Consider the following 13,415-nt stretch of genomic DNA (forward strand, 5'->3'; position numbering starts at 1 on the left):
TATTAAAACTCTATCTTTCGGATCGTTACAATATCAGTTACTTTTGTTAGGGTTTCAACAACATCCTCTGTCATTGGTTTATCGAAACTTAGCATCATAATTGCTTCTCCACCAGCCTCTTTTCTACCTACTTGCATTGTTGCAATATTAATTGAATTATCCCCTAAAATTTGTCCAACTCTGCCTATTACTCCAGGCCTATCAGTATGTTGAATATACAAAAGATTTCCTTCAGGTTCAAAATCTATATTAAAACCATTTAAACTAACAATCCTACCGCCGTAGTGGGGGACATAAGTTGCCCTAATTTCAAATGATTTATGGTCGCCGAGAGCAGTAACAGTAATGCTGTTGGAATAACCAAAACTATTGGTAGCAATCTTGTCTCCAAATGTAATCCCGATACTTTTAGCAACCATTGCTACATTGACCTCGTTAACAGTTGTATCAATTCTTCCCTTTAAGAATCCAGCTAAAAGCCCTTTAGATATAAAGGACGTTTCTAAATTGGTTACAGTTCCTGCATATGTAATTGAGATTTCTTGGACGGGTTCGTTCATACATTGTGATAAAAGTAGTCCGAGCTTCTTAGAAAGCCCATAAAAAGGTTGTATTTTTTCATAAATGTCCTTTGACAATGCTGGCATATTAATTGCTGATGTTACAGGTTTTCCTTCGAAGTATTCAGCAACCTCTTTAGCAACCTGACTTGCTACATTTAATTGAGCCTCCTTTGTTGAAGCACCCAAATGAGGTGTAGAAATAACTTGATCAAATTCTAATAAGCGATTATTAACTGGAGGCTCCACTTCAAATACATCTAGAGCCATTCCTGCTACATGACCATTTTCTATGAAGTTGACAACTTCATTTTCATCAATAATACCTCCGCGAGCACAGTTAACTAAGTACACGCCTTTTTTTGTTTTTGATAAATTTTCTTTTCCTAGGAGACCTTTTGTTTCTTTTGTTAGAGGAGTATGTACTGTAATAATATCTGCTACGGCTAAAACTTCATCTAAGGTACATAAATCAACACCTAGCTTTTCGGCTCTAGCTTTTGTTAAAAATGGATCAAATACATGAACTTTCATTTCAAAAGCGCGAGCACGTTTTGCAATTTCTGAACCAATACGCCCAAGTCCAATAATACCTAGATGTTTATTAGCTAATTCAACACCTACAAAGTTTGAGCGGCTCCATTCCCTTGATTTTACAGAGATATTCGCTTGTGGAATATGTCGTACTAGAGAAGCCATCATCGCGAAAGTGTGTTCAGCTGTTGAAATGGTATTACCGTCAGGAGCATTAATAACAATAACCCCGTATTTGGTTGCTGACTCAACATTAATGTTATCTACACCAACTCCAGCTCGTGCAATAATTTTTAAATTTGGCATTTGTGAGAGCAGCTCTTCGGTTACCTTTGTAGCGCTTCTTACTAATAAAGCATCAAACTCATGTAGAGAATCAACAGCTTCTTTGACATTCTTCTGTACAACATCAATCATAGGATTATCTAAAAGTGGATATAACCCTTCCTTACTCATTGAATCAGACACTAATACTCGATACATCTCCATCGTCTCCCTTACTTTACATTTGTAATCAAAAGGACAGAACAAGTAAATTTCTGATAATTTAACATATTAAAAATTGACTGTCAATGAGGTATCAGAGGGTATTTGCAATGTAAGCGTTTTATTAGATAAAAAGTTTTTTGTTTATATGGAGGCTTGATTGCTAAACTATTTTAACCCTAAAAAAAGAACCCTTTGTTAGTAACAAAAGGTCCGTTGAACATTCTATTCAAATTTTAATGCGTCTCCATCGAAAGGCTCATCCGCAATTTTGATTGAGTCAGTTGGGCAACCTTCGAATGCATCCATCATGTCTTCTTCTAATATTTCTGGAATTTCAACAATTCCTTGGTTGTCATCAAGCGTTACGAAAGCGATGCCGTCATCATCGTAATCATAAATATCCGGTGCTGCAGCTCCACAAGCACCACATGCGATACAAGTTTCTTTGTCAACAATCGTGTACTTTGCCATGTGTATTACCTCCCAAGATCATTACAAGTATTATCAATTTATATGTGAGTCCCTCACCCTAAATGAATAAGATGGAAACTACTTCCTCATATTTATATTGTAAAGGTGTTTGTTAAACATTTCAATAGAAATATACACTGAGAATACTTATCATATAAGGGTTCATATAATCTATGATTTCAAACCCGATTTCCTATTCAAAACATCCCCACTTTTAAATATTATTTGTTAAAATAGAGTTAGTTCATTCATTCGATAATTTCCAATATTATTGTCGATTGAGAAGGGTGTTGATGGTGATTACTTATCGTTCACTATTACTATTATATTGCCTTTATAAATTGAACGGTGAACGTACAGTTTATGGCATTTTTCATCTTTTAACTGGAAAAAAGTCTTCTCAAACAATTGGAGATGCAAATTTATATGGTTTGTCTCATTTGTTTGGGACAATTAAATCAATCACAAGAGAGCAGATTCAAGAGAGTACAAAACTATTACTGAGTAAACAACTCATCAGTGAGGTTGGTAAGGATCAAAATAAATATATTATTACTCAAAAAGGTAAAGATGTCTTGACTAAATCGTTTGAGTCTTGGCCGCTCCCAGCTTCACTTAATGGTTGGAAATATAATGATACTTCCACTTTATTTTGGCAAAGACTATCCTTGCTAACGCAGGTTCTTTCAAATCTTATATATGAAAGAAAACATTATACAGCTATTCAGCAGGATGATCATGTTATTGAATGGATGAAGTCGTTTTTAAGACATAATCAGCGAAACAGACATGAATTATCGCAAATGGTTTTACAGGAATGCCTCACATACTTAGAAAATGTTACAGAACAAGAAGCAACAATATTTGTAATGCGGTTAACTAGTGCTAACAGAATCGGCTATACCAATGAGCAAATAAGTTCGTTTCTTTCGATCGATGAAACGTACTGTCATCTACTTTTTATAAATGTTTTACAAAAGTTCATTCATACCATTGAGTCGAATATGAAAAATTACCCGGTCTTTTCCCAAATACTAAATAACAAGAACAAAGATCACGTTTCATTAACGTCCTCTACAAGACATACGTATGAACTTCTCCAAAAAGGGCTTACACTTGAGGAAATTGCAAACAGTCGAAACTTAAAGAAAAACACAATTGAGGACCACATCGTAGAAATAATTCACAACATTCCTGGATTTTCGATTGACGAGTTTGTCTCAGAGGAACATCAGGAAAAAGTCCTGACTTCTTACAAAAAATTAAAAACAAAACAACTTCGACCTCTAAAAGAAAGTGTCGGTAATCAGATATCATATTTTGAAATTAGACTAGTTTTAGCTAAATGTGGTGGAATGTATGAACATAACTAATGTATTGAAAGAAAAGTTTAACCTTTCTTCCTTTAGAGTAGGCCAGAAAGAAATTGTAGAGGATATTTTAGCAGGTCATGATGTTATGGCACTACTTCCAACTGGTGGAGGAAAATCCTTGTGTTATCAATTACCTGGACAAATTCTAAAAGGAAGTGTTCTTATTGTATCTCCTTTAGTTGCATTAATGGAAGACCAAGTTTTGCAAATTAAGAAGATGGGGGAAAAACGAGTCATCGCGTTAAACAGTTTTCTTCCTTATGGAAAGAAGCAAAAGATTATAGCAAATCTTCATCAATATAAGTTTATTTTTGCTTCTCCCGAAATACTTCAAAATCAGATAATATTGAATCGCTTAAAGCAAATAGAGGTTTCCTTGTTTGTAGTGGATGAAGCACATTGTATCTCTCAATGGGGACACGATTTCAGGCCAGATTACTCAAGCTTAGGAAGAATTAGAAGTGAACTAGGTAACCCAACATGTTTGGCATTAACTGCAACTGCTACAAAAGAAGTATTACAAGACGTAACCAAATCTTTGCAACTAGATTCAGTGAATATGCACTTACATTCAGTGGATCGTCCAAATATCGCTATAGTAGTAAAACAGGTTCAGTCTATCCATGAGAAAAATGACGAGTTAAAGAGGCTTGTTAATGAACTTGAGGGACCAGGTATTATCTACTTTTCAAGTAGGACAGCAGCAGAGTCTATTGCGCAATTATTGAAAGATGAGGGCTACGAAAGGGTTGCCTACTATCATGCGGGTATGGAACAGGAACAAAGAATGCTTATCCAGGAGCAATTTGTTACAAACCAGCTCTCTATTATTTGCTCAACAAATGCGTTTGGAATGGGTGTTAATAAGTCTGATATACGGTATGTCATTCATTATCATTTTCCAAGTCAAATTGAGAGCTATATGCAAGAGATTGGCAGAGCGGGTAGAGATGGTAATCCAAGTGTGGCAATTTTATTACACAATGATAGAGACTTTGAAATTCCTGAATCCTTAATTAAATCTGAATTTCCAACTGTACTTCAGACAGAGCAGCTTTTAAAATTTATTAATCAACAAATTAGAATGATTGGGAGCTATACATTTACTAAACCAGAGGAAGAGCAACTTATTACCTATTTTGGTTTATCTGAAACTCAATGGCGATTTATTAAGTATTATCTATATCTTGAAGATAAAATTTTCAAAGAAATCGATGTGGAAAAGTCACTCGATGCTATCTCACGGATAGTAGATGAGAGATCGTCCTACAAATACGAGAAACTGCTAACGATGAAAAGATGGTTACAAACAAATGATTGTCGTAGACAAGCCTTATTATCATATTTCCATGAAGATATGGAAAAAAAGCCTAAATCATGTTGTGATAAATGCCATGTAGAGTGGAGTTTATATAATAAGAAATCATTCGGAAAGCAAAACTGGGAGGTCACATCTTGGAAACAAGAACTGTATAGCATTTTCCGAAGAAACGAGTGAAAAAATGGGGAAACGACAAGCTGATATCATTAAAAATCTAGGAGATAAAGAAATTCTTTTTCATCTGTATTTAACTCAAGGGTTATTGCTGCTTACATCTGTAGGCCTTGGATTGTTACTTTTTAATGAACTATCTGAATTCATGGAGTTGTGGAATATAAGGGATTGGAATATTCTAATTGTAGGTGGAAGTACAGCAATCGTTGTCATCATAGTCGACTTCTTATTAATAAAGTTTCTTCCGAAATCGATGTATGATGATGGCGGTATAAATAACCGTATTTTTCAAAAGCGAAGTGTTCCTCATATATTTGTACTATGCTGGCTCATTGCCTTAGCAGAAGAGATATTATTTAGAGGTATCATCCAGACGCATTTTGGACTTTTTGTTGCAAGTTTTGTTTTTGCTTTATTACATGTCCGTTATTTGCAAAAATGGGTGCTTTTAATATCCGTTATTTTATTAAGCTTCGTACTAGGGTATATTTATGAGATTTATCAGAATCTGTGGATAACTGTTTTTGCACACTTCCTTATTGATTTTATTTTTGCAATTAAAATTAGATATGATTATAAAAGAAAAGATAAAGATGAGGTGAATGAGTAGTGAATCATACCGATGGGGCAGATCAAGATTATTATACGTTAAAAAAAGATAAAACTTCACTACCACCTAGAAGTGAAGTGCATAAAGAAAAAAAGAAGAAAACAAAATTTAAAATAAAATATCCAGTCATCCGTTTGTTGGCACTTTTATTTGTATTACTACCGGTTGTTATATTAAGTTATTTGTTTAACCCTGATAAAAAAAGTGTAGAACCTAGTACTAAAAACAGTAGCTCTACATTTGAAAGCCTGTCCTATGAGAAAAATGACAAAAAAGCTACGCACACTAAAATTGAAGAGGATGAACCTGCCACTGTAGAATCATCAATAGAGCAGTCAAGTAATGAAAAAATTACAAATGAACAGGACATAAACCAAGCTGATAGCCCTACTACTGAAGAAGCACCACAAACTCAAACATCTACAACAACTGAGACAAAAGAAGATGTTGTTTTAGAGAAACAAGAACAACCTCAGGAAGAACCTAAAGAAAAGTATGATATTAAATACCATAAGGTAAAGGCTAATGAAACATTGTATAGTGTATCGATCAAATATTATAAAAGCAGGTCAGGTGAAGAGCTTTTAAAGAGATGGAATGATATAAAAGATAATACCATCTATGAAGGACAAGTTCTGCGAATACCAATCAAGATAAATTAAACCGTGGTATATTCACGGTTTTTTATTGTTTATGAGATAAACTTTATAAATATAAAGTTATGATAGGTAAATAGCTGAATGTTCCCCATTCAGCTATGACCCTCTTATTAGAAGAATTTCTTTTTACCTTGTTCGTCCTTAAGTATTTCAACAGCCTCGCGAAAACGTTGAGAATGTATTATCTCTCGCTCACGCAAAAAACGTAACCCATCATTCAAATCAGGATCGTCACTCATATTAATAATCCATTGATAGGTTGCTCTGGCTTTTTCCTCAGCAGCAATATCTTCATATAAATCTGCAATTGGATCTCCTTTTGCTTGAATATAAGTTGCAGTCCAAGGTGCACCAGCAGCGTTATGGAAAAATAGTGCTGAATCATGATTAACATAATGTGGATCTAGACCTGCAGCTTTTAATTGCTCTGGTGTGGCATCCTTCGTTAATTTATATATCATCGTTGCTATCATTTCTAAGTGTGCAAACTCTTCAGTTCCGATGTCATTTAATAAACCAATTACTTTATCAGGTATAGTGTATCGTTGATTTAAGTAACGCAATGCTGCGGATAACTCCCCATCTGCTCCCCCGTATTGTTCTATTAAATACTTTGCTAATGTCGGATTACATGTACTTACTTTTACAGGATATTGCAGCTTTTTTTCATAAACCCACATTTATCATTTCCTCCCTTACCATTTTAAAGTAATGAACTAAAATAACGGATCATTATACCTGCCATGGCCAAGGTGTATCATTCCAATTCCATGGATATCCTGAATAGCTGTGTCCATATTGTAGTAAGGGTCCAAATCTCTCCTCATACTGCTTAGCAATTCTTCTGCGTTGAAGTGAGTAGTTATTAAATTGTTGAATTGCTTCGAAATCATTGGGGTGAGTGTCTAAATATAAAGTGAGCTCAACAAGCACAAAATCAACTGCTTGAAGTTCTTCTAACAATGAGTAATATTCAGGAGGCATTTTTTTCATTGAGTTTCCTCCTCTCTTTTCATTTCGTAAGGGTTATACCATGGATCATAAAAAGCAGGCCATAATGTTCCTTTAAATAATGCTTCTTTAGGTGAATACTGGGGAAGACCGGCTGGTTGGAAAGGGATATAAAGATTTGGTGGAGTGGAGTAAGTTTTACAGGTTATTGGTATACATGGATCAAATGGACTTACATAAGGATAATACTGTTTTCTAATTGTAAACATTGACAAAACCTCCTTGTGTCGGAATACAAACAGATGTCATTCTACTCTATGGTGTTTTTTGTAAAAAAATGCCCAAGATTTTTTGTGAGACAACTCAAATTTTGTGACTAAGTTCTGTATCAAATCCTGTATCTCTTCATAGCTTGAATTAGGAGGAGATGGTATGATAATAATCGTGTATGAAATAATTGGATTTGTTTGTGGATATATGCTTATTTTAATGGCACCAGACACATCTCCATTTCATATTGGTGAATTTCTAATGAGTTTTATTATAAATCCATTTTTATTTTTTTTCATGATGGTTTTCTTTTTAGTAGGCTTTGTTTCACATTCGATATTGTTTAAAGGATTAGTTGAGAGCGCATTTAAATTCAGTAAGGGACAACGTTTATCCTCATCACAATTACTGGTCTATATAAGTGTATTAGCTGGTTATTTCTTTTTATTTATCCTTGGTCCATTACAAGCTTCATTACTTTTAGCATTTTCGGTAATATATGGTATCATATCAGTAGATTTGAAGACGAAAAAAGTGTTTGATATAGATAGGTAGGCGATAAAAGTGCTTGTATTTTTCCTGATATGTATACTCATTGGCTTAGCACTACTCTTTTTTATGTGGAGAGAGGCTAATCAGAATAACATAATTAAAAATACATTGTTTTTTCCAGACTTTCCGAGTAGTTTTGGGAAAATTACGATTTTTTTTATTTCAGATATTCACAGAAGAGAAGTCTCAAAAGAGATGATAGAACAGGTTAAGGGTAAAGCAGATATTGTAGTAATTGGAGGAGACCTGACAGAAAAGGGAGTACCTATGGAAAGAGTTAGGAAAAACCTTCAATTATTAAAAGATCTTGCACCAACTTATTTTGTTTGGGGTAATAATGATTATGAGGTTGATTATCACGAACTAGATTCAATGATGTTAAGCATGGGGATAAAAATTTTAGATAACACAGCAGCGCTTTTTGAGTCTGGTGAAGGAGAAAAACTTGCCTTACTTGGTATTGACGATATAAAGGTCGGACGAAGCAGGTTGGACCTCGCACTACTTGATGCAGGAGAAGAAAGGGAAGTTTTTAAAATACTAGTTTGTCATAATCCAGAGATAAAGAAAGATATACAAGATGAACACAAAATTAGTCTGATACTATCAGGCCACACACATGGGGGACAAATTAGATTTTGGGGCTTTGGAATGTACAAAAGAGGTGGCGTTGAGAAAATGAATAATACCACTATTTTTGTTAGTAATGGTTACGGTACAACAAGCATCCCTTTACGCCTGGGTGCTCCACCTGAAACACATTTACTTACTCTTCAATCACCTGATAATTAACAAGCTTCTTAAATACAAGAACAAATTTTTTATTCCTTCATAAAATAAAGAAAGGATTGCTGTAGGTGTCACGGTGAGGGAGGGTTATTAATGCGTCTTGAACGCTTAAATTATAATAAAATAAAGATTTTTTTAACCTTTGATGATTTAATTGAACGTGGTTTAACAAAAGAAGATCTTATGTCTGATTCACTTAAAGTCCACCAATTGTTTCGTGATATGATTGAAGAAGCAAGCACAGAATTAGGATTTGAAGCAGACGGATCAATTGCTGTTGAAGTATATTCTTTGCAAGCACAAGGTATGGTTATAATTGTAACAAATAGCATTGGTGAAAAAGAGGATGGCGAAGAATTTCTGGATGACTATATTGAAATGCAAGTAACTCTTGACGAGAGCAAAGATATATTTTATCAGTTTCATACTTTTGAAGATGTTATTCAATTATCGTCCAGGTTATTTGAACTCTCGATAGCTGGTGGGAGATTATACTCCTTTAATAATCAATTTTACTTACTACTTGAAGAAGATATCAGCATGAACACCGATAATCTTATCGCTATCTTAGCTGAATTTGGTAATCCAGCAACTATTACTAAATATCGGGTACATGAATATGGAAAAATAATTTTAACAGAGTATGCAATGCGTGATATATATAAATATTTTATAAAAAAGAAGAAGGATCTCTAAGTTTGTTAGGGATTCTTTTCTTACGTTTTAAAAATTATACCGACAATAATACTATACTAATATTGGAACCGTTTACATGACGAAGAATTAAAATTGAAATTCTTTATTTTTCGTACTTGCATAAACAATTTGAAGGTGTATACTAGTGAATGGAAAGGTGGACTATAATATTATCAGGTATTTAAATGTTATTATTTAAGTCTTTATCTTTTTTATGAAATAGCTGATTACTAATCTATTTTTGTAAGTAATAACCGACAAGGTCGGCATTTCCAGCTTTTCACCTTTTTTACTTTATTCTGCAAAGTCTCTAAGCTTTAAATAAAGAGCATTTTGCGATAAAGGGTTATTCAGTTGGTTATAATTACGACTGAATAAACAAAATGCTTCGAGCGAATGCCTCAGATTTTTTATGAAAGATCTGAAGTGTAAACGCAAAGGCGAATTTGATTGCAAGGAACTGTGAAAAATCTTGGGAGGTTTACAAATGGTAGCCGATAACAAAAAGGATAATCCACAACATAATGAAGACAAAATGGATGTCCTAAAGTCTACACAAACAGTAATACATAAGGCATTAGAGAAATTAGGGTACCCAGAAGAAGTTTATGAACTATTAAAAGAACCAATTCGAATGATGACAGTTAAAATTCCGGTGCGAATGGATGACGGCTCTGTTAAAATTTTCACGGGCTTTCGCGCTCAGCACAATGATGCTGTCGGTCCAACTAAGGGCGGAATTCGCTTCCATCCAAATGTTACAGAGAAGGAAGTAAAAGCACTTTCAATTTGGATGAGTTTAAAATGTGGCATCGTAGATTTACCATATGGCGGAGGAAAAGGCGGAATCATTTGTGACCCACGAGATATGTCGTTCCGCGAGTTAGAGCGTTTGAGCCGTGGATATGTTCGAGCGATTAGTCAAATCGTTGGACCAACAAAAGATATTCCAGCTCCAGACGTATTTACAAATTCACAAATTATGGCATGGATGATGGATGAATATAGTAGAATAGATGAATTTAATTCACCAGGGTTTATCACAGGTAAACCACTGGTTTTAGGTGGATCACATGGGCGTGAATCTGCAACTGCAAAAGGTGTAACAATCTGTATTCGCGAAGCCGCAGCCAAACGTGGAATTAACCTAGAAGGTGCAAGAGTTGTCGTACAAGGGTTTGGTAATGCTGGTAGTTTCTTATCTAAGTTTATGCATGATGCAGGTGCTAAGGTAATTGGTATTTCGGATGCATATGGTGGTCTATATGATCCGAACGGTTTAGATATTGATTACCTATTAGATCGTCGCGACAGTTTTGGAACAGTTACAAAGTTATTTAATAATACAATAACTAATAAGGAATTGTTAGAGCTTGATTGTGATATTCTTGTCCCAGCTGCAATTGAAAATCAAATCACTGAAGACAATGCGCATAATATTCGTGCAAGCATCGTAGTTGAAGCAGCAAATGGTCCAACAACTCTTGAAGCAACCCAAATTCTTACCGAAAGAGGTATCCTACTTGTACCTGACGTTTTAGCTAGTGCAGGTGGAGTTACTGTTTCATATTTTGAATGGGTTCAAAATAATCAGGGCTATTATTGGACTGAAGAAGAAGTTGAAGAAAAACTTGAAAAAGTAATGGTGAAATCCTTTGATAATATTTATCAAACTGCTCAAAATAGACGTGTAGACATGCGACTTGCAGCCTATATGGTCGGAGTAAGAAAAATGGCGGAAGCTTCACGTTTCAGGGGTTGGATATAAACTGAGACGATAATCAGTGGAAGTTTTGTTTATCCCACTATTTGATTGATGCCAGAGTTAATCATTTTATTTGCAAGCTGGTTTAAAATCTCCTATCATTTTGATAGGAGATTTTTTATTGATATTTATTTAATGAGTAATTATATAAATGTTTGACTACAAAATTGGAGTGACATACATGCAAACTGAAAAAGTCATTATAATCGGTGGTGGCCCATGTGGATTAGCTGCTGCAATTTCTTTACAAAACATAGGTATCAAACCTTTAGTTTTAGAAAAGGGTAATATCGTGAACGCTATTTACCACTATCCAACACATCAAACCTTTTTCAGCTCTAGTGAGAAGTTAGAGATTGGTGATGTTCCTTTTATTACAGAAAATCGTAAGCCTAAGCGTAATCAAGCATTAGCTTATTACCGTGATGTTGTCAGACGTAAAGATATAAATGTTCATTCATATGAAAAAGTGACTGATGTAGAGAAACTCGCAAATGGTAAGTTCCATATTAAAACTTCAAAAGGTGAATACGAATCGAATAATGTCATCATTGCAACAGGTTACTACGACAATCCTAATTATCTAAATATACCTGGTGAAGATTTACCAAAGGTTTCGCATTATTTTAAAGAAGCACATCCTTATTTTGATAAAGATGTTGTTGTTATTGGCGGTAAGAATTCAAGTGTAGATGCAGCATTAGAGTTAAATAGTGCGGGTGCAAGAGTTACTGTCTTATATCGTGGGAATGAATATTCACCTAGCATTAAGCCATGGATATTACCGGAATTTGAAGCGCTTGTCCGTAATGGGGATATCGTTATGGAGTTTAACGCAAATGTTAGTGAAATATCTGAAGAATACGTGATCTATAAAGTCAATGAGAGTGTAAAAACGATTAAAAATGATTTTGTCTTTGCGATGACAGGATATCATCCGGATCATGGCTTTATACGTAAAATGGGTGTTGATATAGACTCATCAAGTGGAAGGCCAATCTATATTCCAGAGTCCATGGAAACCAATATTACAGGAATATATATAGCGGGGGTTATTGCTGCTGGGAATAATGCCAACGAAATTTTTATTGAAAATGGTCGATTTCATGGAGATTTAATCGCAAATGCAATAGTTAAAAAAGAGAATAAAGAATAGTATGTTGTACAGAGGATTCTTCCTTGAGGGGATATTATACAAAAGGAGTAGGGCTTAATCCTACTCCTTTTCCTTATTTTAAAAACATATCTTGAAGTTCTTTATGATCATTTGTTTTTTCAAGTGTAACCAAAAGCTTTATTCTGGCCTTCTGACCATTTAGACCATTTGAAAAGATGACTCCTAGATCCTTCAATTGTCGGCCTCCACCTTCATAGCTGTATACATCTTGCACATATCCATTAAAGCAGCGAGAAACAAGTACAACAGGAACTCCACTCTGAATAAGTTCACTAACTTCTTTGACCATTTTTGGTGGTAAATTACCTTGTCCCAATGCTTCAATAACAAGTCCGTCGAGATTTAGGGAACGTATTGCTGTAATAATAGAACCATCCATACCAGCATAAGCTTTTAGGAGAACAACATTCTTCCTTATTTCATTTATATTGTATGTTTCTCTAATATTTGGAATATGGTGAAAGGAAACGCCTCTTTTGGTAACTATACCGATTGGTCCGTATTGTGGACTCTGAAAGGTTGCAATATTACTTGTATGTGTTTTTGTAACATTTTTTGCTGTATGAATTTCATCGTTAAACACAACGAGTACACCTTTTCCTCTAGCACTGTCACTAGTTGCTACTCGGACTGCTGACAAAAGATTATAAGGTCCATCTGCACCGAGTTCATTACTAGAACGCATTGCCCCTGTTACCACTATTGGGATGTCTGATTGTACTGTTATATCTAAAAAGTATGCTGTCTCTTCAAGTGTATCTGTACCGTGGGTTATTACTACACCCTCAATTTGATCGTTTTCAATACTAGTTTCTATTTTATGTTTAAGCGCCAGCATTTCGTTCCTTGTAATATGTGGGGAAGGCAACTGGAATAAATCTTCGACAATAATATTAGCAATTGATGTTAGAGCATCTGTAGTTTGATGTAATGGGTTTTGGACGTTTTGATGAACAATCCCAGTAGACTTGTCCTCCATCATTGCAATCGTTCCACCAGTATGAATAATTAATATCTTTTTCAT

General features: G+C 34.7%; 15 protein-coding genes. 9 read left to right on the forward strand and 6 right to left on the reverse strand.

Annotated elements, in window-relative coordinates; translation table 11 throughout:
- Positions 1-2: 2 nt before the first annotated feature.
- Positions 3-1,577: a phosphoglycerate dehydrogenase gene (gene serA / locus AB3M96_RS12475; protein WP_412967941.1), complete on the reverse strand. Its 1,575-nt coding sequence runs from the start codon at positions 1,575-1,577 to the stop codon at positions 3-5.
- 228 nt (positions 1,578-1,805) lie between these two features.
- The gene (locus AB3M96_RS12480; RefSeq protein ID WP_412967942.1) at positions 1,806-2,054 is read right to left on the reverse strand and encodes a 4Fe-4S domain-containing protein; all 249 of its coding nucleotides are present in this window, start codon (positions 2,052-2,054) and stop codon (positions 1,806-1,808) included.
- Between the two features lie 293 nt (positions 2,055-2,347).
- Here AB3M96_RS12480 and AB3M96_RS12485 point away from each other — a divergent pair, with 293 nt between their 5' ends.
- The 4 genes from AB3M96_RS12485 to AB3M96_RS12500 are packed head-to-tail and all read left to right on the forward strand — an operon-like array spanning position 2,348 to position 6,194.
- Positions 2,348-3,427, forward strand: a complete 1,080-nt coding sequence (locus AB3M96_RS12485) for a YpbB family protein (protein ID WP_412967943.1) — start codon at positions 2,348-2,350, stop codon at positions 3,425-3,427.
- A complete protein-coding gene (locus tag AB3M96_RS12490) occupies positions 3,414-4,925 on the forward strand; it encodes a RecQ family ATP-dependent DNA helicase (protein WP_412967944.1) in 1,512 nt (503 codons plus the stop codon). The genes AB3M96_RS12485 and AB3M96_RS12490 overlap by 14 nt, the downstream gene beginning before the upstream one ends.
- A 4-nt stretch (positions 4,926-4,929) precedes the next feature.
- Positions 4,930-5,532 carry a CPBP family intramembrane glutamic endopeptidase gene (locus tag AB3M96_RS12495; protein WP_412967945.1) on the forward strand — a complete coding sequence of 201 codons (603 nt, stop codon included), beginning with the start codon at positions 4,930-4,932 and terminating at the stop codon, positions 5,530-5,532.
- Positions 5,532-6,194 (forward strand): LysM peptidoglycan-binding domain-containing protein, encoded by a 663-nt coding sequence (locus AB3M96_RS12500; RefSeq protein WP_412967946.1) that lies wholly within the window; start codon positions 5,532-5,534, stop codon positions 6,192-6,194. Before AB3M96_RS12495 ends, AB3M96_RS12500 begins: the two co-directional genes overlap by 1 nt.
- 107 nt (positions 6,195-6,301) lie before the next feature.
- Here the strand turns inward: AB3M96_RS12500 and AB3M96_RS12505 are convergent, their stop codons facing one another.
- The 3 genes from AB3M96_RS12505 to AB3M96_RS12515 are packed head-to-tail and all read right to left on the reverse strand — an operon-like array spanning position 6,302 to position 7,411.
- Positions 6,302-6,871: a manganese catalase family protein gene (locus AB3M96_RS12505; protein WP_412967947.1), complete on the reverse strand. Its 570-nt coding sequence runs from the start codon at positions 6,869-6,871 to the stop codon at positions 6,302-6,304.
- A gap of 52 nt (positions 6,872-6,923) precedes the next feature.
- Positions 6,924-7,184 carry a spore coat protein CotJB gene (locus AB3M96_RS12510; protein ID WP_412967948.1) on the reverse strand — a complete coding sequence of 87 codons (261 nt, stop codon included), beginning with the start codon at positions 7,182-7,184 and terminating at the stop codon, positions 6,924-6,926.
- Positions 7,181-7,411: a spore coat associated protein CotJA gene (locus AB3M96_RS12515; RefSeq protein WP_412967949.1), complete on the reverse strand. Its 231-nt coding sequence runs from the start codon at positions 7,409-7,411 to the stop codon at positions 7,181-7,183. Before AB3M96_RS12515 ends, AB3M96_RS12510 begins: the two co-directional genes overlap by 4 nt.
- 163 nt (positions 7,412-7,574) lie before the next feature.
- Here AB3M96_RS12515 and AB3M96_RS12520 point away from each other — a divergent pair, with 163 nt between their 5' ends.
- The 5 genes from AB3M96_RS12520 to AB3M96_RS12540 all read left to right on the forward strand — a co-directional run bounded on the left by AB3M96_RS12520 (position 7,575) and on the right by AB3M96_RS12540 (position 12,370).
- Positions 7,575-7,967, forward strand: a complete 393-nt coding sequence (locus AB3M96_RS12520) for a hypothetical protein (RefSeq protein WP_412967950.1) — start codon at positions 7,575-7,577, stop codon at positions 7,965-7,967.
- A gap of 63 nt (positions 7,968-8,030) precedes the next feature.
- Positions 8,031-8,756: a metallophosphoesterase gene (locus tag AB3M96_RS12525; RefSeq protein WP_412968004.1), complete on the forward strand. Its 726-nt coding sequence runs from the start codon at positions 8,031-8,033 to the stop codon at positions 8,754-8,756.
- Between the two features lie 90 nt (positions 8,757-8,846).
- Positions 8,847-9,449, forward strand: coding sequence for a genetic competence negative regulator (locus AB3M96_RS12530; RefSeq protein ID WP_412967951.1), 603 nt, complete (start codon positions 8,847-8,849; stop codon positions 9,447-9,449).
- A 487-nt stretch (positions 9,450-9,936) separates the two neighbouring features.
- A complete protein-coding gene (locus tag AB3M96_RS12535; protein ID WP_412967952.1) occupies positions 9,937-11,217 on the forward strand; it encodes a Glu/Leu/Phe/Val family dehydrogenase in 1,281 nt (426 codons plus the stop codon).
- A gap of 178 nt (positions 11,218-11,395) precedes the next feature.
- The gene (locus tag AB3M96_RS12540) at positions 11,396-12,370 is read left to right on the forward strand and encodes a YpdA family putative bacillithiol disulfide reductase (RefSeq protein ID WP_412967953.1); all 975 of its coding nucleotides are present in this window, start codon (positions 11,396-11,398) and stop codon (positions 12,368-12,370) included.
- Between the two features lie 73 nt (positions 12,371-12,443).
- On the opposite strand, the gene AB3M96_RS12545 is transcribed toward AB3M96_RS12540, so the two are convergent.
- Complete coding sequence (locus AB3M96_RS12545) at positions 12,444-13,415, reverse strand: asparaginase (protein ID WP_412967954.1); 972 nt, start codon at positions 13,413-13,415, stop codon at positions 12,444-12,446.

It is taken from the genome of Ferdinandcohnia jepli, from assembly GCF_047246645.1.
Taxonomy (GTDB): Bacteria; Bacillota; Bacilli; order Bacillales; family Bacillaceae_L; genus Ferdinandcohnia.